This is a genomic window from Promicromonospora sp. NPDC090134 (assembly GCF_044746965.1).
Lineage (GTDB): Bacteria > Actinomycetota > Actinomycetes > Actinomycetales > Cellulomonadaceae > Promicromonospora.
Genome location: NZ_JBIVCZ010000006.1, coordinates 61,978 through 83,143 on the forward strand (window position 1 = coordinate 61,978; position 21,166 = coordinate 83,143).

At 70.6% G+C, this 21,166-nt stretch carries 26 protein-coding genes; 9 read left to right on the plus strand and 17 right to left on the minus strand.

What is annotated here, in order from left to right; translation table 11 throughout:
- Positions 1-136 precede the first annotated feature (136 nt).
- Both ACIPN7_RS17120 and ACIPN7_RS17125 read left to right on the plus strand, forming a co-directional pair.
- Positions 137-796 (plus strand): TetR/AcrR family transcriptional regulator, encoded by a 660-nt coding sequence (locus ACIPN7_RS17120; RefSeq protein WP_400544573.1) that lies wholly within the window; start codon positions 137-139, stop codon positions 794-796.
- 652 nt (positions 797-1,448) lie between these two features.
- Positions 1,449-2,168 (plus strand): SDR family NAD(P)-dependent oxidoreductase, encoded by a 720-nt coding sequence (locus ACIPN7_RS17125; protein WP_400544576.1) that lies wholly within the window; start codon positions 1,449-1,451, stop codon positions 2,166-2,168.
- 140 nt (positions 2,169-2,308) lie between these two features.
- Here the strand turns inward: ACIPN7_RS17125 and ACIPN7_RS17130 are convergent, their stop codons facing one another.
- The 7 genes from ACIPN7_RS17130 to ACIPN7_RS17160 form a co-directional block, all read right to left on the minus strand.
- Complete coding sequence (locus ACIPN7_RS17130) at positions 2,309-2,650, minus strand: spore germination protein GerW family protein (RefSeq protein WP_400544579.1); 342 nt, start codon at positions 2,648-2,650, stop codon at positions 2,309-2,311.
- A gap of 340 nt (positions 2,651-2,990) precedes the next feature.
- The gene (locus tag ACIPN7_RS17135; RefSeq protein ID WP_400544582.1) at positions 2,991-3,764 is read right to left on the minus strand and encodes an SDR family NAD(P)-dependent oxidoreductase; all 774 of its coding nucleotides are present in this window, start codon (positions 3,762-3,764) and stop codon (positions 2,991-2,993) included.
- Positions 3,765-3,818: 54 nt separating this feature from the next.
- Positions 3,819-4,598 carry an anti-sigma factor gene (locus tag ACIPN7_RS17140; protein ID WP_400544585.1) on the minus strand — a complete coding sequence of 260 codons (780 nt, stop codon included), beginning with the start codon at positions 4,596-4,598 and terminating at the stop codon, positions 3,819-3,821.
- Positions 4,582-5,286: an RNA polymerase sigma factor gene (locus ACIPN7_RS17145; RefSeq protein WP_400544588.1), complete on the minus strand. Its 705-nt coding sequence runs from the start codon at positions 5,284-5,286 to the stop codon at positions 4,582-4,584. Before ACIPN7_RS17145 ends, ACIPN7_RS17140 begins: the two co-directional genes overlap by 17 nt.
- Complete coding sequence (locus tag ACIPN7_RS17150; RefSeq protein ID WP_400544591.1) at positions 5,283-6,011, minus strand: class F sortase; 729 nt, start codon at positions 6,009-6,011, stop codon at positions 5,283-5,285. Before ACIPN7_RS17150 ends, ACIPN7_RS17145 begins: the two co-directional genes overlap by 4 nt.
- On the minus strand, positions 6,008-6,904 hold the full coding sequence (locus ACIPN7_RS17155) for a DUF4397 domain-containing protein (RefSeq protein WP_400544594.1): 897 nt from the start codon (positions 6,902-6,904) through the stop codon (positions 6,008-6,010). Before ACIPN7_RS17155 ends, ACIPN7_RS17150 begins: the two co-directional genes overlap by 4 nt.
- A gap of 222 nt (positions 6,905-7,126) precedes the next feature.
- Positions 7,127-8,047 carry a zinc-binding dehydrogenase gene (locus tag ACIPN7_RS17160; RefSeq protein ID WP_400544597.1) on the minus strand — a complete coding sequence of 307 codons (921 nt, stop codon included), beginning with the start codon at positions 8,045-8,047 and terminating at the stop codon, positions 7,127-7,129.
- A 52-nt stretch (positions 8,048-8,099) separates the two neighbouring features.
- Here ACIPN7_RS17160 and ACIPN7_RS17165 point away from each other — a divergent pair, with 52 nt between their 5' ends.
- Complete coding sequence (locus ACIPN7_RS17165; protein ID WP_400544600.1) at positions 8,100-8,738, plus strand: TetR/AcrR family transcriptional regulator; 639 nt, start codon at positions 8,100-8,102, stop codon at positions 8,736-8,738.
- A 43-nt stretch (positions 8,739-8,781) separates the two neighbouring features.
- Here the strand turns inward: ACIPN7_RS17165 and ACIPN7_RS17170 are convergent, their stop codons facing one another.
- The 6 genes from ACIPN7_RS17170 to ACIPN7_RS17195 all read right to left on the minus strand — a co-directional run bounded on the left by ACIPN7_RS17170 (position 8,782) and on the right by ACIPN7_RS17195 (position 13,877).
- Positions 8,782-9,396, minus strand: a complete 615-nt coding sequence (locus ACIPN7_RS17170; RefSeq protein ID WP_400544603.1) for a TetR/AcrR family transcriptional regulator — start codon at positions 9,394-9,396, stop codon at positions 8,782-8,784.
- A gap of 40 nt (positions 9,397-9,436) precedes the next feature.
- Positions 9,437-10,171 (minus strand): SDR family oxidoreductase, encoded by a 735-nt coding sequence (locus ACIPN7_RS17175; RefSeq protein WP_400544606.1) that lies wholly within the window; start codon positions 10,169-10,171, stop codon positions 9,437-9,439.
- Positions 10,172-10,206: 35 nt separating this feature from the next.
- Positions 10,207-10,998 carry a strictosidine synthase gene (locus tag ACIPN7_RS17180; protein ID WP_400544609.1) on the minus strand — a complete coding sequence of 264 codons (792 nt, stop codon included), beginning with the start codon at positions 10,996-10,998 and terminating at the stop codon, positions 10,207-10,209.
- Positions 10,999-11,036: 38 nt separating this feature from the next.
- Positions 11,037-11,903 carry an alpha/beta fold hydrolase gene (locus ACIPN7_RS17185; RefSeq protein WP_400544612.1) on the minus strand — a complete coding sequence of 289 codons (867 nt, stop codon included), beginning with the start codon at positions 11,901-11,903 and terminating at the stop codon, positions 11,037-11,039.
- A 42-nt stretch (positions 11,904-11,945) separates the two neighbouring features.
- Positions 11,946-12,941: an NADP-dependent oxidoreductase gene (locus tag ACIPN7_RS17190; protein ID WP_400544615.1), complete on the minus strand. Its 996-nt coding sequence runs from the start codon at positions 12,939-12,941 to the stop codon at positions 11,946-11,948.
- Between the two features lie 84 nt (positions 12,942-13,025).
- On the minus strand, positions 13,026-13,877 hold the full coding sequence (locus ACIPN7_RS17195; protein ID WP_400544618.1) for an alpha/beta fold hydrolase: 852 nt from the start codon (positions 13,875-13,877) through the stop codon (positions 13,026-13,028).
- A 219-nt stretch (positions 13,878-14,096) separates the two neighbouring features.
- Between ACIPN7_RS17195 and ACIPN7_RS17200 the strand changes: the two genes are divergently transcribed.
- Together ACIPN7_RS17200 and ACIPN7_RS17205 are read left to right on the plus strand one after the other, a co-directional pair.
- A complete protein-coding gene (locus ACIPN7_RS17200) occupies positions 14,097-15,176 on the plus strand; it encodes an alkene reductase (protein ID WP_400544621.1) in 1,080 nt (359 codons plus the stop codon).
- Positions 15,177-15,214: 38 nt separating this feature from the next.
- On the plus strand, positions 15,215-15,928 hold the full coding sequence (locus tag ACIPN7_RS17205; protein ID WP_400544624.1) for an SDR family oxidoreductase: 714 nt from the start codon (positions 15,215-15,217) through the stop codon (positions 15,926-15,928).
- 72 nt (positions 15,929-16,000) lie between these two features.
- Here ACIPN7_RS17205 and ACIPN7_RS17210 read toward each other — a convergent pair whose 3' ends face one another.
- From ACIPN7_RS17210 to ACIPN7_RS17220, 3 genes are all read right to left on the minus strand, one after another.
- Positions 16,001-16,948: an Acg family FMN-binding oxidoreductase gene (locus tag ACIPN7_RS17210; protein WP_400544627.1), complete on the minus strand. Its 948-nt coding sequence runs from the start codon at positions 16,946-16,948 to the stop codon at positions 16,001-16,003.
- 75 nt (positions 16,949-17,023) lie between these two features.
- Positions 17,024-17,479 (minus strand): GyrI-like domain-containing protein, encoded by a 456-nt coding sequence (locus tag ACIPN7_RS17215; protein WP_400544630.1) that lies wholly within the window; start codon positions 17,477-17,479, stop codon positions 17,024-17,026.
- Between the two features lie 19 nt (positions 17,480-17,498).
- On the minus strand, positions 17,499-17,690 hold the full coding sequence (locus ACIPN7_RS17220; RefSeq protein WP_400544633.1) for a universal stress protein: 192 nt from the start codon (positions 17,688-17,690) through the stop codon (positions 17,499-17,501).
- Positions 17,691-17,814: 124 nt separating this feature from the next.
- Between ACIPN7_RS17220 and ACIPN7_RS17225 the strand changes: the two genes are divergently transcribed.
- From ACIPN7_RS17225 to ACIPN7_RS17240, 4 genes are all read left to right on the plus strand, one after another.
- Positions 17,815-18,405, plus strand: coding sequence for a cation-transporting P-type ATPase (locus ACIPN7_RS17225; RefSeq protein WP_400544635.1), 591 nt, complete (start codon positions 17,815-17,817; stop codon positions 18,403-18,405).
- On the plus strand, positions 18,375-18,701 hold the full coding sequence (locus ACIPN7_RS17230) for a cation transporting ATPase C-terminal domain-containing protein (protein WP_400544638.1): 327 nt from the start codon (positions 18,375-18,377) through the stop codon (positions 18,699-18,701). Before ACIPN7_RS17225 ends, ACIPN7_RS17230 begins: the two co-directional genes overlap by 31 nt.
- A gap of 220 nt (positions 18,702-18,921) precedes the next feature.
- Positions 18,922-19,977: an alcohol dehydrogenase catalytic domain-containing protein gene (locus tag ACIPN7_RS17235; protein ID WP_400544641.1), complete on the plus strand. Its 1,056-nt coding sequence runs from the start codon at positions 18,922-18,924 to the stop codon at positions 19,975-19,977.
- Positions 19,974-20,165, plus strand: coding sequence for a hypothetical protein (locus ACIPN7_RS17240; RefSeq protein WP_400544644.1), 192 nt, complete (start codon positions 19,974-19,976; stop codon positions 20,163-20,165). Before ACIPN7_RS17235 ends, ACIPN7_RS17240 begins: the two co-directional genes overlap by 4 nt.
- 11 nt (positions 20,166-20,176) lie before the next feature.
- Here ACIPN7_RS17240 and ACIPN7_RS17245 read toward each other — a convergent pair whose 3' ends face one another.
- Positions 20,177-21,124, minus strand: a complete 948-nt coding sequence (locus ACIPN7_RS17245) for an Acg family FMN-binding oxidoreductase (protein WP_400544647.1) — start codon at positions 21,122-21,124, stop codon at positions 20,177-20,179.
- Between the last annotated feature and the right edge of the window lie 42 nt (positions 21,125-21,166).

Genomic DNA, 21,166 nt, shown 5'->3' on the forward strand with positions numbered 1-21,166 from the left:
TTCGCTCTGCTCGACCAAGCGTGCACGATCAGGGAAGGCCGTGCGTGGCATCAAAGTCTATGCCGCGGAACTGCCCGCCGACCGGATGAACCCACTCCGCTTGACAGTGTTAAGTAAGTCTCATGAGAATGGCGGGATGGCATCGATCGAGCAGACTGTCCCGGCCCGTGAAGCGCTTCTGCGAGCCGCGCGCGAGGAACTGGTGGAGAAGGGGCATGCGGCCGTGAGCTTGCGAGCCGTCGCTCGTCGGGCCGGTGTGTCCCACGCGGCCCCGGCGCACTTCTTCGGTGATCGCGCCGGGATGCTGACCGCCGTCGCGACAGACGGCTTCGGAATGCTGGAGCGGGCTCTTGAGGACGCTGCGCGGAAGGCATCCGGCGGGGGTGAGACAACGCTCGCGGCACTTGGGCTCGCCTACGTCGACTTCGGGTTGGCGCACCCGGCGCTTGTCGACCTCATGTTCCGCCGATCGGAGCTCGTGCCCGACGACCCCTCTCTCGTGGCGGCTCAGCGCGCCGCGCTCGGACGCCTGCGGGGGGCTGTTGGCGACGTGGTGGGCGAGCGTGCCGAGGAGTGGTCGCTGGTCAGCTGGGCTGTGGTGCACGGTCTGGTGAACATCGTGCGCGAAGGGTTGCTTGCTCGGATCGCTGGGTACGAGCCCGACCGGGAGGCCGATCACGCACGCGAACTCGTAGCACTTTATGCGACGGCCTTCGGGCGGCAACTGGGTGCCGGCGGCGGCGAGGGCCTTCGGGGTCAGGCCACTGCTAGCTTCCCCGAACTCGGCCGCAGCTGAAGGTTGAGCGCGTGGTCCGCGTGGCCGGGCGCTGGTTCCGAGCGCGGCGACCGGTGCTGTGCCCACAAGAGTCGCCACCTTTCCGAGGAAGGTGGTCGGCGACAGCGTGCAGCGCCGGAGTGAGGTTGCCGAACAGTAGGCCGCTGCTGAGCCCACCATCATCGGCGTTGGTGAGGATCGACAGGGCGGGGACGGCGCTCTCGGACGCACCAGGCAGGGGGCTCGCGATCGACGCGTAAGCCTGCCGGGATCACGATCGCGCCGGCGGCAGCGTCCTCCTGCATCGCTGTGGCCGGCTCATCGGGGGTCATGCGGGTGATGACAAGGGCGTCCCCCGTGCCCGCCTCGATCGCGGCGGCGAAATCATCGGCCGCGCCGATGCCTGTGGTGTCCGTCTGCTGCTCGATGACGAGCCCAACCGGCGGCGAGATGCTCCTGCGGATCGTGCGACGCGCCGCCAGGGGGTGGAGTGCGCTGCGCAGATCAGCCGGTGCGGCAGTGGGTGAGGCGTCACACCGACCCCTGCTTGACAGTGTCAACCACGCGTCGTAGCGTTGCCACCCATGAGCGCTTGACACTGTCAAGCACCGTCGAAAGGAAAGCAGTATGACCGAGAACAGCAAGGCTTCGACCGTCGAAACGGAGATGTGAGATGAGACTGCAGGGAAAGGTAGTGCTGGTCACCGGCGCAGCTAGCGGCATCGGATACGCGGTTGCGGAGCTGTTCAGCAAGGAAGGCGCCACCGTATTCGCCAGCGACATCGTGTCTCCTGCGCAGGCTTACCCGGCCGGCGTGCAGGAGCTGACGCTGGACGTGACCAGCGAAGCTGACTGGGCCGCTGCGGTCGCTGCGGTTGTCGAGCACTCGGGCCGTCTCGATGTGCTGGTCAACAATGCCGGCATCATCGCCTACGAGGCGCTTGATGAGCTGGACATGACGGCATGGATGCGGATGATCTCGGTCGACCAGACCGGCGTCTTCCTCGGTATGCGCGAGGCGGTTCGTACCATGCGCAAGCAGCAATCAGGCTCGATCATCAACATCTCCTCGATCTGGGGCAGTGCTGCTGTCGGCGGTGCCCACGCTTATCACGCCGCCAAGGGCGCAGTGCGCAACATGACGAAGAACGCCGCAATGACGTACGTCGCCGACGGCATCCGCGCCAACTCTGTGCATCCCGGCTTCATCGACACTCCTCTCACGAACGCGCAGGCGCTGGAGCTGAACGAGGCCGTCATCGCTGCGACCCCGATGAAAAGGGGCGGCAAGGCGATCGAAGTTGCCTATGGTTGCCTGTTCCTCGCGTCGGACGAGTCCAGCTATGTCACTGGCACCGAGCTGGTGATTGACGGCGGCTACCTGGCGCAGTAGAGAAGGTTCGAGCACGCCTGCCACTCCGCTGCTCCAACAGTGCATCGACGGGTGGAAGGAAGCTTCACTGGCCATGGCGCTGTGGCACGTTCAGGGTGCCCGGGATGCTTGAGAGCGTCCCGGGCACCGGGCAGGCCTGATCAGTTTGTGGCGCGGCCGGAATTTACCGCGGTGATGATCCGCGCGACTGCCCAGCCGACCGCTGACACCAACGGCACGCTCACGACGATCATGGCCACCGGGTTCGGCCGGAACTTCATCCCGTCTGGACCTCGCACGTATGCGCCGATCGGCAAGACGTAACCGCCACCGCCACCGCCGCTCCCTTCGCCCTCGCCCTCCGGGACCGCCTCCCTCTCGGGCCACTTGCCGGACCCTCCGCCGCCGCCGAAGCCGAACATGACCAGAGCGGCAGGTATGACTTCCTGACCGCTCACCGTAACGGTTTCGCCGAATGCGATCTTCGCGCCCCAAGACGGCACGGACTCCGTAAGGGCCCGCAGGGGACTCGCTGGTGTGCTGCTCTCTGGCATCTGACTTCCAATCACTAGCACCGCCGATGGCGACTCTATGAGGTGGGTCATGTGACGCTGACACCAACAATAGAGCGGCCTCAACGCCCCGACAGCGACGAAGGTGAACTCGGAGCGCGGCCGGCGGCCTGGTGCAGATGAAGTGACCACCGGCTTGAGGGAGGTCCGACACCAAAGACGATGGACCGTGCTCTGGACTCAGAGGCAGTTCAACGTCTGAGCGGTCCATGAGATCCCGGCTTGACCGCCACCGATCTCACCGACCGGGTCCGGGTGGGTGGCTGTTCGTCTAGGGCAGGATCGTCGGCACCAGGCCTCCGTCCACGCCGAGCGCCCGCCCGGTGGTGGCCGAGGAGTAGTCCGAGGCGAGGTAGGTCACCAGGTGTGCGACCTCTTCGGGCCGGATCAACCGCCCGATGAGTGATCCGGCTACCCGGCCGTCCGCGATGAACTGGCCTTCCTGCTCCTCGCGGGACAGGCCCGGGTAGATGTCGTCCCACATGGCCAGGACGCCGTCGCTCATCGTCGGGCCGGCGAGCACGCTGTTGACGGTGACGCCCGTGCCGGCGAGGGCTTGCGCGTAGCCGCGCGCCACCGCGAGCTGCGCGGTCTTCGTGGTGCCGTAGTGCACCATGTTGGTCGGCGGCTGGACACCTGCCTCGCTGGAGATGAACACGACCCTTCCGTGTCCGCGCGTCGCCATCCCCTGGGCGTAGTGCCTGGTGAGCCGGATCCCGGAGAGCACGTTGATCTCGAAGATCTCCCGCCACTCGGCGTCGTCGATCTCGAACACCGGGCGTGCCGGGAAGGCGCCTGTGTTGTTGACGAGGATGTCGACCTCGGGCAGCTCCGTGACAAGATGGTCTGCGCCCTCAGTGGTGGCGACGTCGGCGACGATCCCGAGTCCGCCGAGTTCCTCCGCGACGGATCTCACGCGCCCCGCGTCGCGGCCGTTGACCACGACGTCCGCTCCCGCGCGGGAGAGCGAGGTGGCGATCGCCCGGCCGATGCCGGCACTGGAACCGGTGACGAGCGCTACCCGTCCGGTCAGATCGATCTTCATCTGCGTATCCCTCCGAGCTGTGCGAGCGTTGCGGACGACGGTCGAACGCGCCGATCAGGTGGCGAGCTCGCCGCGTACCACCGAATTGCCGGAGTGTGCCGGGTCGCCGTCGAAGTGCTCCTCGGAGACGTCCACGACCGGGTAGTCGGCGAGGTCGAGGCCCTCGGGAACGGCGAAGCGTCCCTCGGCGCCCTCGAGGGCGCCGAGACTGACCAGTCCGCTCGCGTCGGGCGTGAGCAGCCATACCTCGCGGTAGGTGCCCTCGGGCGCGGGGCCGTCGACAGAGACGACGACCTGCCGGCTTCCGTCCGCGGACTCCTGGAGCATGGCCTCGCCGGACACCCCGGCCCAGTCCGGCAGCGGGTCCAGCACGGCACTCGCGATCGTCGTCTCCTCCGGCTGGAGGGCGGACCGTTCCCACAGCACTCCACCGGCGACGCCCAGTACGAGGGCCGCGCATGCCGCGACGAGCACCGGTACCCAGGCTCGTAGGCGTCGACGTGACGCCAGCTCGTCCGGGTGCGCCGGCTCGGCGGCCCCGGTCTGGTCGGCACCTTCCTCGGCATCGGGGGCAGGGCCAGAGGCAGGGGTGGGGGCAAGGACCGCGGGCGCCTCGGTGAGACCGAGCTCGGTGTGGATGCGGCTCCAGACCTCTGGTCGCGGCGGCACCATGTCCGGGTGCTCCGTGTCCCGTGCGCCGTCCACCACCCGCGTGAGGCTCCGGACGGTTCGTGCGCAGTCCGTGCAGTCCTCGAGGTGGACGTGCTCCGCAGGTCCGAGCACGTCCTCGCCCAGGGCGCAGAGCGCGAGCGTCTCGTCATCGATGTGTGGCATCGTCCACCTCCAATCGGTCGCGCAGCCGGATCAGGCCGCGCCGTACGTGGCTCTTCACGGTACCGAGCGGCAGGTCGAGAGTCTCCGCGATCTGCACGTGGGTGAGGTCGCGGAAGAAGGCCAGACGGAGAATCGTGCGGGCCGGGTCTCCGAGCCGGCGGAGCTCGTCGTCGATCATGACCTTGTCGGCGATCCGCTCCACCACCGACTCTGCGCCGCTGCTGGACCGTGAGGCGAACGTTGCCGCGTCCTCCGACCGGCGCACCCGTGATCGTGCTTCGTGGGCGTCGGCGATCGTGTGGCGGGTGATCCCGACCAGCCAGGCAGGTAGTCGGGCTCGGTCCGGGTCGTAGCGGGCCCTGCCGCGCCAGGCGGCGACGAACACCTGCTGGGTCACGTCCTCGGCGTCGGTGCGGGAGCCGAGGGAGCGCAGCGCCATGGTGTGCACGAGCGCCGACCAGCGTTCGTAGGCATCCGCGAGGGCGGCCTCGTCACCCTCGGCGAAGCGCCGACCCAGGCTGCGCACGGCGAGCTCGGCGTCCTTCAGCTCGGCGTCGTCGGCGTTCAGGTGGGCATCCTCAGGCTCGGGCGGTGCTCCCGGAGCGGGGACACCGCGGTCGGTCTGATTCGATCGTAGGGCGCGGCCGTGAGCCCCGACCACCGGAGTCGGGCGACCCACGGCCGTCACGACCGCGGCTCCGCCGTCACCACGATGTTGTCCGAGTAGGAGCCGGCGTCGGCGTCCCACTCGCCGCCGCACGTCACCAGGACGAGACGAGGCCGCCCGGACCTGTCGAACAGGTCGTCGAACGAGACGTCGGCCTTCGCTTCCGCCCGTACGTCGGTCACTGTGTAGTTGTGTGTGGTGCCGTCGGCCGTGCGGACACGCACCGCCGAGCCGGACCTGGCCAGGGCGAGCCGGGCGAACGGACCGACGCTCTCCTCGTCGTCGACGTGCGCCGCGACGACCGTGGCACCGGAGGCGCTCGCGGGCGCCGACCCGAACCGGTACCAGGCGGCCTGGTCCGCGGAAGCGGGAAGGGCCATGCGGCCCTGCGCGTCCACGCCTTCCGGCCGGACGGACACGTCGACGTCCAGGGCCGGGACCTCGACCTGCACGGGTGCGGGCGGCCGAGGCGTGGGGGTGTCCTGGGCGGCCCGGACGGGAACCTCACCGAGTGTCCCGTCCGCGGTTCCCTGTTGCGGGGCACGGTCGGTACCACTGGCGACGTCGCGCCCGCCGTCGGGCGGCAGGCGAGATGCGACAGCGGACGGCGCCGGTGCTGCTTCGGGAGCCGACGGGCCGGGCGTGCCCGTACAGCCGGCGATCACGAGCATGAGGCAGGCCACCGCGGCGCAGGCGGAACCCGTTCGGGCCGCCCGCGCCACGGCGCCCTTGCGCGGTGGAGTCATCGACGCCGCGCGGGGTCCGGGGCCGGCTGCCCCGCTCCGCTTCGTCCCTGCGCACGTCGCACGCCCACGAACCCCGCGACGAGGAACAGCGCGACCAGGGTGAGGCCCGCCAGCGCGGTGATCGAGCCGAGCGCGCCGTCGGCCGCCGGGCCTTCGGCCGCGAGGCCGGAGCTACCGGCGGGCACCCCGTCCGGTGAGGAGTGGAGCCCGTCCACCGTCTGGGTGGCCAGCGCCAGGGTGTCGTCCTCCAGGCTTCCCCAGGCGTAGGCGATGGTGTTGACGCCCTCGGCGACCTCGACGTCTGCCGGGCCGAGCACGGCGTCGGTCGTACCCGCGGCGGCGACCGACGCGGACACGGTGCCCGCCGGGAGGTCGAGAACGCCCTCGTCGGGATTCTCGAGGCCGCTGATCACGGGTTCGTCGCCGGCCAGCACGTCGACGGCGGGTGCCGCGGCGACGTGCCGTACGGTCAGCCGCCCTTCGCCGGCGGCGGTGGCGGAGGTGTCGTTGGTGAAGAGCGTGGCGGTCGGCTGACCGTCGGCGTCCAGGTGTGCGACGGCGGTGTAGTCGGCACCCGCGTCGAGCGGCAGGTCCACGGGGCCGATCACCGGTTCACTGGTGTCCTCCGCATCGGCGGCCGTGATGGCCACGGAATAGGTACCGGCCGGAAGGTCGAGCGGCCCCGCCATGTCGCCGGGCTCGAAGTCGTCGACGGTGAGCTCGTCGTCCACCCAGACGTCCACGGTGGTGTCGGGTACGCCGTGCATGACCGACAGGACTGCCCCGTCGGAGGTGTCGGCGGACGCGGCAACCGATCCGACGGAGGCCAGGCCGAGCGCGGCCAAGGTGGTGACGCCGATCAATGCTCCGGCGCGTCGTGCTGTGCGTTCCATGGTGCCCTCCAGGTCGTCGACGCCGCGGGTGCGAACGTCCCTCTGACAACCTGTGCTTCCGCCGGGTGCGGCCCGGCGGATGCAGTCGCCTCGATACGGAAGGTCCGACCCTGCGGGAAGCCGTGGCGGCCCGCGCTGAAAAACCGCACATCGACGGCGAGGGCTACGGTCGCCACGCCGCGCCGCAGCCCAGTCGTGCTGTCGCCTCGTCGGGCGTCGCCTTCACTCGACGGTCAGGACGGTCTTTCCGTACGACCGGCCCGTGCCGGCACCGAAGACGTCCGGCAGCTCCCGCCATGGCCGCACGGCTGCGACCACGGGGTCGAGACGCCCCTCGTGGATCTCGGTCGCGAGCCACGTCATGTCGGGGCCGAGGTCGGTCTCGGCGCCGAGGAAGAACGTCGACAGGGACCGGTCGTGCCGGCCGGCGTCGCCGAACAGGTCCCCGTATCCGAAGCGTTCCTCCTCCCCGGCCGCGTGTCCCAGGGCGACGAGCGTGCCGCCCGGCGCCAGCCGGGCGAACGCCCGCGCCAGGTGGGGTCCGCCGAGCAGGTCGAGCACGCCGGACACCTCTTCGCCCAGGTCGGACGGCGAGGCGATCACCTCGTGCGCGCCGAGCTCGACCAGACGCTCCCGCGCGGCAGGGTTCCTGGTGGTGGCGACGACCTCGGCGCCGCTCCGGGCGGCGAGCTGGACGGCGAACAGCCCGACCGCGCTGGTCCCGCCCAGCACCAGCACCCGGCGGCCGAGGACTGGGCCGAGGCGGCGGAGCCCGCGCAGTGCACTGGTGGCGGCGACGGGCACGACGCTCATGACGTCAGGGTCTGCACCGGCCGGGGCGATCCCCACGGACTCGGCGGTCACCAGCCGCTGCTGCGCCCACGCGCCGTCGGGCCCCAGCGACGACACCACCCGGCCGAGGCGCGGGCCGGTGCCGTCGGACGCCTCGGCCACGACGATGCCCGCGGCGTCCCAGCCCGGGATCGTGCCGTCGGGCAGGCTCGGCAGCGACTCGAGATCGCCGTGGTTCGGCGCGAACGCCCGCACCTGGACGACCGCGTCGTGCGGTCCGGGTACCGGATCGGGCACCTCGCGCAGGGCGAGGAGGCTGGGGGACGAGTGGTCGACTGTCCATGCGAGCATGGCGCTACTGTATGCCAAGTGCCACTGAGTGCCAGATAGCTATGATGGGCGCATGACGACACAGGCCGCCACCGGCACGCTCCGCGGCCGGCGGATCGCGCGCAGCCGGCAGCGCCTCGTGGAGGTCGCGTTGCCGGCCTTCGCCGAGCGCGGGTACGACGCGGTGACCGTCGACTGGCTGTGCGACCAGGCCGAGGTGTCCAAGCGGAGCTTCTTCCGCTATTTCGACGGCAAGGAAGACCTCGCCCTGACCCCGCTGAACGATGTCTGGCGCACGTTGATCGCCGATCTCGACGAGGTGCTCGAGCGCAGCGGGCCGCTGCTGGAGGTCCTGGGCGACGCGCTCGTCGAGGTCGTCGAACGGATGCCGCCCGGGTGGGAGCGACTCGCGGTGCTGAGCGCGCGGCTGAGCGGCACCAGCCCGGTGGTCGACGCCGCGGGCATGCTGGTGTGCGAACGCTTCACGCAACAGGTGGTCGACGCGATCGTGGCGCGGCTGGCCGGTGCATCCGGGGCGGATCTCTCGGCGCGCGTCGTGTGCGCCGTCGCGGTGGCCGGCCACCGGGCCGCCGTGGACACCTGGCGATCGGCGCCCGACGCCGAGGAGACAGCGACCCGCGCCGAGCTGTGCGCGCTGATCCGGACATCGCTCGCGGTGGCCCCAGAGGCGCTGGAGATCAGGCTTCCGTGATGGGCGCGGCCGCTGGCCGGCCTGCTCACCGCACGCAGCGCCGTCACCCGGGCAGGAGCAGCCGTACCTGGTCCCGGATCTCCCGCACGACGTCGTCGACCGGCATGGTGGCGTTGAAGGACACGGCCATGCTGATGAACATGATTGCGGAGACCACGCGCGCCAGTGCTGCGGCGTCCTGCGCGGTGAGGCGTCCGTCGCGCTGCAGGACGGCGGCGATCGCCTCCTCGGTCTGCGCGCTCAGGCCGAGGGCTTCGCGGTGGTGGGGCTCGGTGGGGTCGCCGAAGACGATCTCGCGCAGGTAGGTCCGCCCGTTGTCGACCTGCTTGCGGTTGCACTCCACGACCGGCCGCACCACGGCCATCACCGCATCCAGCGGATCCGTCACGTTCTCGGCCGCCTGCCTGCCCTGGGCGAGGGCCTCGGCGTACGTGGAGTTCTGCACGAGCAGCAGGAGCTCGCCCTTGGTCTTGGCGTAGAGGAACAGCGTGCCCGCCCCGATGTCGGCCTTGTCGGCGATCTCCTGGGTGGTGACGTCGTCCATGCCGCGTTCGGCGAAGAGCTCGGTGGCGGCGGCCACGATGCGTTCGAGCTTCTGCTGCTTGTTCCGCTCCCGCCGGCTGAGGGACGCGGACGGCGACCCGGAGGTGAGTGACATGGCTGCCTCCTTCGTGGCTGATCGGGCTGGCGCTCGGCGCTCATTCTTCCACGGCAACCCGGGGTGCCCCGGTGCCGCGCAGCTCCGGGTAGAGCGCGTCGACAGGGCCGCTCAGGGCTGCCTTGACCTGCGCGGTCAGCTCGTCGCCGATGACCTCGTACTCGTCGGCCTCGACGGCGTCGTAGACCTTCGTCACGAGGTCGGACGGCGTCATCTTGGGCCCGTCGGCGTGTGCGGCCATCCGGGTCTCGACGTAGCCCATGTGCACGCCGGTGACATGGACGCCCCGGGGCGCGAACTCTAGCCGCAGCGAGGTGGTGGCCGACCAGAACGCGGCCTTGGCGGCGCTGTAGACGCCGCCGAAGCCGAGCCAGCTCGCGACGGAGTGGACGTCCACGAGCACGGCCCCTGGTGCGCGGACCAGGACCGGCGCGAAGGCTCGTGCGAGGAAGACCGGCCCGAAGAAGTTGATCTCCATGTTCGCTCGGATGTCCGCCTCGGTGACCTCCAGGAGGCTCGCGCTGGGCGGGTTCGCACCGGCGTTGTTGATCAGGACGGTGACGTCGGGTGCCGCAGTCACCGCCGCGGCGATCGACGCGCCGTCGGTGACGTCGAGGGGGAGCGGCACGATGCGCTCGTCGTCCCACGTCCGGGGTGTGCGGGCGGTGGCGTAGACCTTCGCGGCGCCGCGGGCGAGGGCTTGGTGCACGAACTGCGTTCCGATGCCACCGTTCGCTCCGGTGACCAGGACCACTGCTCCATCGAGGGAAGGCATGCTGAAGTTCTTTCTGTGGGTGGACCGCTGTGTCGTCAGCTCTGGTAGTGCGCGAGCACCTTGCCGCCCTTGACGTAGGTGAGCGCGTCGGTGACGTCGTAGGCGTGGACGGCGGAGGCGAACGGGGCGAGCGCGTCGGACAGGCTCGCGACCTCCGGGCCGGCGAAGAAGGCCGACCGCGCCGCCGTGTCCGCGAAGCCGATGATCAGGGACGCATGGAACTGCTGGTCGACCGGGTTGTCGTGGGCCACGTTCGGGGTGTCCCAGAGCTTCTCGTTCCAGGGCGTGAACGCCTGGGTGCGTAGTTCCCTCAGGACCCCGGTCTCCGCCATGGCGGGCACGAGCTCGTCGGTGAGGTGTCGCCGGAACGGGCCGGTCCGCACGCCCGCCCTGCGTCGGAGGTAGACCAGGGCTCGGGCACCGACCTTCTCCCCGCTGCCCACGTGGTACCAGCGTGCCGAGCGCGGCGTCCCGGCGTAGAGCAGGGTCCGCCGGAACACGTTGATCTCGTCCTGGTACGCCAGCTTGGTCTGTTTGCGGCCGAGCAGCGGGGACAGCACCGAGGCGAAGGTGACCTCGGCGACTCCGTCGATCCGGCGGTCTGCCGGGATGGCAGTCTCGACGCCCCGGGTCGCGGGCCAGAGCCCCGGGTTGTGCTCGGCCAGGTGGATCTGGCGGTACTCCTCGAAGCCCGGGGTGACGGAGATGATCTTCGAGTGCGGGCCCTTCCAGTAGTCCATGCCCGTCTGCCGCGGCTGGTCGGTGCGCATCCACAGCGGGATCGACGAGACGAGCGCCTTCTTCGCCGAGGGGGGTGTCGTCGTCATGATCGTCCTTCGTCCGGTGAGTCGGCCGGTGGTCGGGGTCAGCCGGCGAGGAACTCGGCGGCGACAGGGGCGAACTCCTGGTGGTACTGGAAGATGCCGCCGTGCCCGGAGTCCGGGTAGATGATGAGCGTGGAGTCCTTGATGCGGCGGTGCAGGTCCTCGGAGAGCACGGAGGGCACCATGCGGTCGTTGTCGCCGTTGGCGATCAGGGTGGGCTGGGTGATCTTGGACAGGTCCGAGGGGGCCGAGCGCCCGTACTTCTTGATCGCCTTGAGCTGCGTCCGGAACCCCTTCAGCGACATGTCCTCGTCACGGTCCATGGTGCGCTCCTGGAGGCGCTCGACGAACGCCTTCGCGGCGGGCTTGCCGGTTGCGTTGCGGTTGAAGAACAGGAACTCCTTCGGGTCTGACCGGGTCAGCGTCGCGCGCAGGATGTCCCAGTAGGTGGTGGCCACGACCTTGTCGATGTCCCTGCCGCCGCGGGGCCCGGTGCCGGTCAGGACGAGCTTGCGGACCAGCTCGGGATGCTTGACCACCAGGTCCTGCGCGACCATGCCGCCGAGGGAGAAGGCGAAGACGTCGATCGTGCCGAAGCCGAGGGCCTTGACGAAGGTGTAGGCGTCATCGGCCATCGCCTCGACGCTGTCGGGAACGCTGCCCGTGGAGGCGCCGACACCGCGGTTGTCGAATGTGATGACGTGGCGGTTCCGCGCGATCGCATCGACGATCCGGGGGTCCCAGTTGTCGAGGGTCGCGGCGAGGTGCACGAAGAAGACGACGGGGATCCCGCCCTTCGGGCCGAGCTCCCGGTAGGCGTAGGTGACGCCGCCCGCGGTGATCGTGCGGGCCGGGGCCAGCGCATAAGAGGTGACGGTGGGCCGGTTCGAGGTGTCGTTGGTGCTCATGATGTTTCTCCTGCTTCTGGTCTGCGGTGGATGAGGGCTCGTTCAGGCCCTGGTGACGACGGCCTTGCCGCGGATGCCGCCCTTCTCGAGGGACTGCACGGCCTGGACGGTCTGGTCGAAGTCGAAGACGCGTCCGACGACGGGGCGCAGCGCGCCGCTGTCGACGAGGGCGGTGATCTCACGGAGCTGGTCGCCGCTGGCACGCATGAAGAGGAACTCGTAGGTGACGCCGAGGCGCTTCGCCTGCCTGCGGACCTTGCCGCTGAGTCCGGCGATCGCGAGGCGCAGCACGGGGTTCAGGCCCACCTCCCGCGCGAAGGCGGGGTCGGGCGGCCCGGCGATCCCGATCGCCTTGCCACCGGGTCGCAGCACCCGCAGGGACTTCTCCAGGTTCTGGCCGCCGAGGCTGTCCAGCACGAGGTCGTACCCGTCCAGGAGCTGCTCGAAGTCCTGGGTGCGGTAGTCGATGACGCTGTCGGCACCCAGCTCTCGGACGAAGTCGGCGTTGCCGCCGCCGGCCGTCGTGGCGACGGTCGCGCCGAGGTGCTTGGCGAGCTGGATCGCGATCGTCCCCACGCCCCCTGCGCCGGCGTGGATCAGGACCCGCTGGCCCGGCTGCACGTTGCCCTTCTCGACGAGCGCCTGCCATGCGGTCAGGGCCACCAGCGGAAGCGACGCGGCCTCCTCGATGCTGACCGAGGCCGGCTTGAGCGCCAGATCGGTCTCGGCCACGGCGATGCGCTCGGCGAACGTTCCGATGCGGCCCTTGTCGGGCCGGGCGTACACCTGGTCGCCCAGGGCGAACTCCTGCACCTCGGGGCCGACGCCGATCACGGTTCCGGCGACGTCGTTGCCCAGGATCTGCGGCAGCTTGTACGGGAGGATCTGCTTGAACTCGCCCGCGCGGATCTTCTCGTCGAGCATGTTGAGCCCGGCTGCCTGGACCTGGACGAGCACGTCGTGCTCTCCGACCACGGGCTCCGGGACGTCCACCTCCTGGAGCGGTCCCTTGTACTTTCTGACGACGAACGCGCGCATGGTGTTCTTCCTTCTGGTTCTGGTGACTTGATCTGGTGACTTGGTCTGGTGGGTCTGTCCGAGGCGACCACGGGCCTGCCGGGACTACCGGTGGAGAAAGTCCCGCGCTCCGGCGACGAACTCCCGGTGGTACTGGAAGACGGCGCCGTGCCCGGAGTCCGGGTAGACCGTGACGGCCGCGCCGGGCAGCCGCCGGGCCAGCGCCGTGGCGTTGGCGGGTGGGACCATCCGGTCGCTGTCCCCGTGGACGATGAAGACGGGTCCGGTGAACGCCGTGAGGTCTGCGGGCTCTTGCGTACCCCACTGGCGTACGGCGGCCAGCTGGGCCTGATACACGCCCGGAGCGACGGGCTTGTCGCGTCCTGTCATGCGCTCCTTGAGCCGCGCGAGGTAGGTGCGGGCGGCGTGCTTCCCCTCGGTGGTGGGGGTGAAGAACAGCAGCGCCCTCGGATCGTTGACGGTGAGCCCGGCGCGGAGCACGGTCCTGACCATGACGGCGGTCATGGCGGTCAGCCCGGGCCCGCCGGCGGGGCCCGCACTTGCGAGGATGAGCCGGTCGATCAGCCGAGGCGCCCGTGCGGCGACGGCCTGGGCGACCATCCCGCCCATCGACAGGCCGAACATGTCCACGCGGTCGTGGCCGAGCGCGTGGATCACGGCGACGACGTCGCCGGCCATCTCCTCGATCGAGGTGCGCACGCGTCCGGTGGAGTCGCCGACGCCGCGGTAGTCGACGGCGATCACGCGGCGGTCGCGTGCCAGGCCGTCGACGAGGCGCGGGTCCCAGCCGTCGAGGTTCGCCCCGAGGTGCGTCAGCAGTATCAGCGGGATCTCGGTCTGCGGGCCGATCTCGCGGTAGGCGAACACGGCGTCGCCCGCCGCGATCGTCCTCGTCGGAGCGTCCGCGTAGTTCTGGGTCGTCCCTTGCTGCGACATGTCGTTCTCCTGGTCCCTGTCCAGCCCGGCTCATGTGAGCATGCTCAATAATGAGCATGCTCAGAAAAGCTTGTCAAGGGGGTGGTGCGGGCGGCGCCAACGCTCTCGGAATAAAAGATGACTATGCTCAGTTATGAGCACAGTCACTATTGCACGAGGGCTTCGACCGTGGCAGCAGTGGCGGCCGCTCAAGACCGATCGACGTAAGGACTCAGACCCATGACCTTGTCACCTACCCTCTGGCAGCCGTTCGCTCTCGGCCGGGTGGAGCTCCCACACCGGCTCGCCCTGGCGCCGATGACCCGCAACCGGGCCAACCCGGACGGCACGCCCGGCGAGCTGGCCGCCGAGTACTACGGGCAGCGGGCCGGGCTCGGCCTGGTCATCACCGAGGGCGTCCAGCCTTCGGAGGACGGGCAGGGCTACTTCAACACGCCCGGCATCTACACTTCCGAGCACGTCGAGGGATGGCGGAAGGTCGCCGACGCCGTGCACGCCGGTGGCGGGTCGCTGTTCATCCAGCTGATGCACGTCGGCCGCATGTCGCACCCGGACAACACCCCGCACCACCGCCGGCCCGTCGCGCCGTCCGCCGTCTCCGCCGAGCAGGACATGTTCACCGCGACCGGACCGCAGAGAACACCGGTGCCGCGCGTGCTGACCGCCGAGGACATCCAGGCCGTGCTCGGCGAGTTCCGGCACGCGGCGGCATCCGCGATCGCCGCGGGCGCGGACGGGGTCGAGATCCACGGTGCCAACGGGTACCTGCTGCACCAGTTCCTCTCCCCGAACGCGAACCACCGCACCGACCAGTACGGCGGATCGGTGGAGAACCGGTCCCGGTTCGTGGTCGAGGTCGCCCGAGCGGTGGCCGACGAGATCGGCGCCGACCGGACCGGCATCCGCATCTCGCCCGCTTTCCCCCTGGGCGGGATCGACGAGGGCGGCGTCGAGAGCGTCCGGGCGCAGTACCGGCACCTGGTCGGCGAGCTCGGCCCGCTGGAGCTGGCGTACCTGCACGTGCACCACCTCGGTGACGACGACCTGCTGCGCTCCCTCCGTGACCTGTGGACCACGGCGGTGCTCGTGGTCCGGTACGGGCGGAACCGCGAGCAGATCGCCGACGACATCGACGCCGGGCTCGCCGACATCGCGCCCCTGGGCCGCTTCGCCCTGGCCAACCCCGACGTCGTCGAGCGGCTGCGCACCGACGCGCCGCTGAACGAGCTCGACCCGACCACCCTGTACGGGGGCGGCGCGGCCGGCTACACGGACTACCCAGCCATGACGCACGTCTGACCCCCACCCGATCTCAGATCCCTCGGAAGAAGAAGCCAATGCCCTCACTCAACGGAGCCGTCGTCCTGGTCACAGGCGCCAACGGCGGAATCGGCACCCAGTTCGTGCGCCAGGCCCTCGACCTCGGCGCGGCCAAGGTCTACGCGACCGCCCGAAACCCCCGCACCTGGGACGACGAGCGCATCGTGCCGCTCGCCCTGGATGTCACCGACGCAGAATCCATCCGGGCGGCGGTCGAAGCGGCCTCCGACGTGACCGTCCTGATCAACAACGCCGGTGCGTCGGTGTCCAGCGCGGGCATCCTCACCCACACGGACGAGGAGATCCGCCGCAGCGTCGAGACCAACTTCGTCGGCCCGCTGCTCCTGGCCCGTGCGTTCGCGCCGATTCTCTCGGCGAATCCGGGCTCGGTGATCATCGACGTCCACTCCGCACTGAGCTGGTACGCCGTCGCCGGCATCTACAGTGCGACCAAGGCCGCGCTCTGGTCCGCGACCAACTCCCTGCGCCTCGAGCTCGCTCCCGCCGGGGTGCACGTCGTCGGAGTGCACGTCGGCTGGGTCGACACCCCGATGGCCGCCCACACCACCGACCCCAAGACCGACCCGGTCGACCTGGTGCGTATCGTGTTCGACGCCACCGAGGCGGGGGAGTACGAGGTCCTCGCCGACGCCACGTCCGTCCAGGCCAAGGCCGGGCTCAGTGCTCCCCTCGAGGCCGTCTACCCCGAGCTGGCGACCGCACGGGCCTAGTGGTCCTGGCGACGGCACCGTCGTCATGGCTACTCGTGACAACGGTGCCGTGCCTCGGGGTGGGCGAGGCCCCTACGGCGTGGTCGAGCGCACGGTACGCCGGGGTGTGTGCACCGGCCGTGCGACGTTGCCGAGCCGCATCAGCATCTGCGGGAAGCCACGGAGGGAGAGCACCTGGCGCAGGTCGTCGCGCGTCGTCGGGTTCTCCAGGACGGTCGTGGCGAACGACGCGCGGACGAAGTAGGTGGCGGCGACCAGGAGCGCGCGCTCCAGGGCCTGGCCGGCCGCGACCCAGTCCCTGGCCGTGTCGCCGGGCGTGCTCAGGACGGCGAGGGTCGAGTTCTGCTCGAACCGTTCCCGGCCGACGCTCTCGTGAAACCGGCGCGCCGGTGCACCCGGGTTGCTCGGCGACCGTCCGAGGTGCTTGACCGGGATGCCGTCGTCGCGCCCCGGCTCGGTGGCGGTCCATGCCGCCTCCTCGTCGCGACCGGCCATGTCCTCCGCCGCGATGGCCTCAGCCCGCCTTACGAGGCTCAGCACCTCCGTCCGGGCGGGGTCCGACGGGTGGACCGCGCGCAGGCTTGCCCCCTCGTGGTCCGCGGCCCGCTGGATGGCCACCAGGATGTCCGTCGGGAGGGGCCGGTCGTCGAAGGGGTCGCGGGACGTCGCGCGGTGCTCGATCGCCACGGACAGCTCGAGCTCGTCCGCGCTCGGGTCGTCGCCCGGCTCGAGCACGATCTCGGCGACGAGCAGTTCGTCGCCCGGGTCGGGCAGGACCGTGGCGACGGCGGTCAGCGACTCGCGCCGGGCAGCCACTCTCGCGTTGAACAGGAAGGCCCCGCAGCTGATCAACATCTCACGACCCTGAGGGTCGTTGTGCCGGAGCTGTCTCGACGGATCGGCACGAAGCGTCACGGTGCTCCCCGTGGCCGCCACCTGCCACGGCTGGGTGTTCAAGACGCTCGGAGCGTCTCCAGCCGCTCTCAGGATCCTCTCGATCCGTGCGTCGCCGACGTCCATGGCTCGTCTCCTTCAGTCCGTGCTCTGCACCCAGGACACCACCCGGTCCGCGTGCCCGGCAGGGAACGGGCCGGGTCAGCCCACCGGGTACACGATCCGCGTCTGCCACCGGCTCGGATCGGCACCGCTCTCGGGCCCGAGGACGTACTCCTCCCACACGACTGTGGGCGAGGGCACCCCGTTCTCCTGGAACCAGGCCGTCAGCTCCTGGTGGGCCGCCGTCAGCGTCTCGTAGGGCCCCTCGTGGACCGCCTCGACCGTCGCGCCGGCGGGGAGCATCGCGGCGACGACCTCGTCGGACGGCGCGGCCCCTGCCGGGACCGGGTATCCCGCGGTCACGTCGAACCCCTCCGGGGACATGGACTGGTAGAGCGCCACGGGCGGCCCCGCAGGTTCCACACCCCGCGCCCCGAGCGCCTCGGCCGCCGCGGTCAGCGCCCGCGGAAAGAAGTCCTTGAGCTCGTCCATCCGCACCTTCTCGCGCAGGCCCACGATCTCCTGCGCTGTTCGTTCGCCTCGAACGATCTCCATCCTGTCCGCCTCCTCGTCGTCACCCGCCCGCCGGCGGGGCATCGGGTGGGTTCGCGAGCATGACGGGGTTCTCCCACGTCATGGTCGCTTCGACAGGCATGCTGAGCGCTTCGGCGATCTCGGCTGCACGGCGCAGCGCCCGCACGGAGGACTCGGAGCCGTCGACGCCGACGACGCGCCGCGAGTCTGACTTCTCCGCCTCGTCAGCCATACGTTCAGCCTCGGTTCCGGGCTGTGCGCACGACAGGGCCAAAGGTCACGTGATGGGACGGCGCGTGGCATCCAAGGGCTTTCGCCCCTGTGCCCGGTCCTGGCCGCTGGCTACGTTCGGTGGCATGGCCGTGGCCGACGAGATGGCACTGAGCGACCCGCGAGAACCGCTCACACCGCTCATGCGTGACCTTCGCACCAGGCCCGAAGGGCTCACCGGACGCGAAGCGACACGACGACTGCTCGTCTACGGACCCAACGAGCTGACCCGACGCCGGGGCCGGGACTGGCCCGGGCAGCTGCTGCGCCAGTTCACCCACCCCCTCGCACTGCTGCTGTGGCTCGCCGCAGCACTGGCCCTCGCGTCGGGCGCGCAGGCGCTCGGGATCGCGATCGTCGCGGTGATCGTGCTGAATGCCGGCCTGGCCTTCGTCCAGGAACAGCAGGCGGAGCGAGCCGTGGAGGCGCTCGCGGCATACCTGCCGGACACCGCGACAGCCCTGCGCGACGGCACCCGCACCATCGTGCGGGCCCGGGAGATCCTGGCCATCGACCTCGGCACCGAGACCCTGCCTGCGCTCGCGCTGGGCCGGGAGCCGGCCGAGCCGGGCCTGATGGACCGGCCACCCCGGGCCCGCAGGGAGAACATCATCAACGCCACCATGCTGGGCGTGCCTGGGGGCTGTTGGGCGGTGTCTCGGCGGTCCTGGTCCTGACGGTCTTCATCCTGACCCTCGTCGACGGGGGATGGAGCCTGGGCGCACCGGTCGATCCAGGCACACCGCTGCACCACGTCTGGCAGCAGGCGACCACGATGACGTTCCTCGGGATCGTCGCGTGCCAGATCGGTACCGGTCTGGCCTCCCGCACGCAGTTCGCCTCGCTGCGCTCGATCGGCCTGTTCAGCAACCGGCTCCTGCTCTGGGGCATCGACGAGGCGTGGCGCCTGCACCGGCGTCGACGGAACCGGCGCGAGCCCACCGCCTCCCAGGAGCGACGCACAAGTGCGTAGAGCGGGCAGCTCAGGCTCGCCGCGACACGGCGGGCGCCTCGCAGGTCGGTGCAGTCGACAGGACGCAGGACCGTCGGCCTGAGAAGTCGGGACGTTCGGTCCTGCAGCCCGACCCTCCGTGGTGATGTCGTCGAGGAAACGGGTAGCCATCACGACCGGCGCTCGCCGACCGAGGCCGCCCCTGGAGCCCATGTCCGGGCACCGACCACCAGGAGGAGTCATGAAGGCACTCGTCTATCACGGACCCGGCAGCACCGGGTGGGAAGAGGTGCCGGAGCCGACCGTCGACGACCCGGACGACGCCGTCGTCCGGGTCGACTGCGTCACGATCTGCGGCACCGACCTGCACATCCTCAAGGGGGACGTCCCGACCGTCGAGCCCGGACGGATCCTCGGCCACGAGGCCGTCGGTACCGTCGAGGCGGTCGGGAGCGGCGTCCGGAACCTCGGCGTCGGCGACCGCGTCCTGATCTCCTGCATCTCGGCCTGTGGGCGGTGCCGGTACTGCCGCGAGGGACGCTACGGCCAGTGCCTCGGGGGAGGCGGCTGGATCCTGGGCCACCGTGTCGACGGGACCCAGGCCGAGCACGTGCGGGTGCCGTTCGCCGACCTGTCGACCTACCGGCTGCCCGACGCGATCGGCGACGAGAAGGCCGTCCTCCTGGCCGACATCCTGCCCACCGCCTACGAGGTGGGTGTGCTGGCCGGGTCCGTCACGCCGGGGGACACGGTGGTCGTCGTCGGGGCCGGTCCGGTCGGGCTTGCCGCCGTCGCCACGGCTCGTCTGTACAGCCCGTCGCACATCGTCGTCGTCGACCCGGCGAAGAGCCGCCGCGATGCGGCGTCCGGCCTCGGCGCGGACGTTGCGCTCGACTCCGCCGACGACGTCGCTGGACGCGTCGCCGAGCTCACCGGTGGTCTCGGCGCCGACGTGGCCGTCGAGGCCGTCGGCATTCCCGCGACGTTCGAGCTGTGCGTCGAGATCGTCCGGCCCGGCGGCCACGTGGCGAACGTCGGTGTGCACGGTGCGCCGGCCATGCTGCACCTGGAGACCGCGTGGATCCGCGACCTCACGATCACGACGGGCCTCGTCGACACGCGCACCACCCCGACGCTGCTGGGGATGGTCGCCGCCGGCCGGCTGCGGCTGCCCGAGCTGATCACGCACCGGTTCGAGCTGACCCAGATGCAGGAGGCCTACGACGTGTTCTCGCGACCGGCCGAGACGGGTGCGCTCAAGGTGGCGCTCTTCGGCCCCAGCCACCTGACCCGATGACCGGGCAGGGCCGGCGCACCGCACACGCGCCGGCCCGTCAGTACGTGGTCAGGCCGTGCCCACGGAACTGGTTCCGCACGCGCTCGGTCAGCTCCGCCGACGGCGCGGTGGCGACCGCGCGCGGGGTGGGTGAGCCGGCGAGCGAGGGCCGCGAGATCGAGCACCGCCCGGTCCGCCTGCATCCGTGACCCGGGGGGCCTCAGGATCTGAGCTCGTCGACGGACCGGCGGGGCGTGTGCTTGGGCATCGAGCTGTACCCCAGCCGCATGAGCATCTGCGGCGCCGCGTCCAGGGACAGGACCCGGCGCAGGTCGTGGCGCGTGGTGGGGTTCTCGAGGACGGTGGTCGCGAACGACGCGCGGACGAAGAAGGTCGTGGCGACGAGCAGCACGTGCTCCAGCGCCTGGCCGGCCAGGACCCAGTCCCGGGGTGTGTCGCCCGGCGTCGTCAGGACGGCCATCGTCGACATGCGCTCGAACTGCGCGACGCCCGTGCTGGCCAGGAACTGTCGGGCCCCTGCGTGGTCGTCGGCGCTGGCCGGACCGAGCAGCTCCTGGGGGATCCCGTCGGCGCGATCCGCGTCCGTTCCGGTCCAGGCCAGCTCCTCGGCGCGAGCCACGGGGTCCTCGGCGGCGAGGGCCTCGGCCCGGCGGACGAGCGCGATGACGTCGGCGCGCACGGGCTCGGAGGGCTGGATGACGCGCAGGTCCGCGCTCTCGTCGTGGGCGGCGGACACGATGGCGTGCAGGACGTCCGAGAACAGGGGCTGGTCGTCGAAGGGCGTCCGTGACGTCGTGCGCCGCGCGATCGCCACGGACAGCTCGAGCTCGTCGGTGTTGGGAGTTCTGCCGGGTTCGAGCTCGAGGACGGCGACGAGCAGCTCGTCGTGCGGGTCCGGCAGCACCCTCACCACGGCGTCCAGCGACTCGCGGCGAGCGGCCGTCCGGGCGTTGAACAGGTACGCGCCGCAGCTGAGGTACATCTCCCTGCCGTGCGGGTCGGAGTGCTGCAGCTGACGCGCCGGATCCGCGTGGACCCTCACCGTGCTGCCCGCGACCGACACCCGCCACGGCTGGGTGTTGTAGACGCTCGGAGCGCTTCCCGCTGCCCGCAGGATCTTCTGCACCCTGGAGTCGATCAGGTTCATGGTGCTCGACCCTCCCACCCTTGGCTCCAGCCCAGCGCCTGG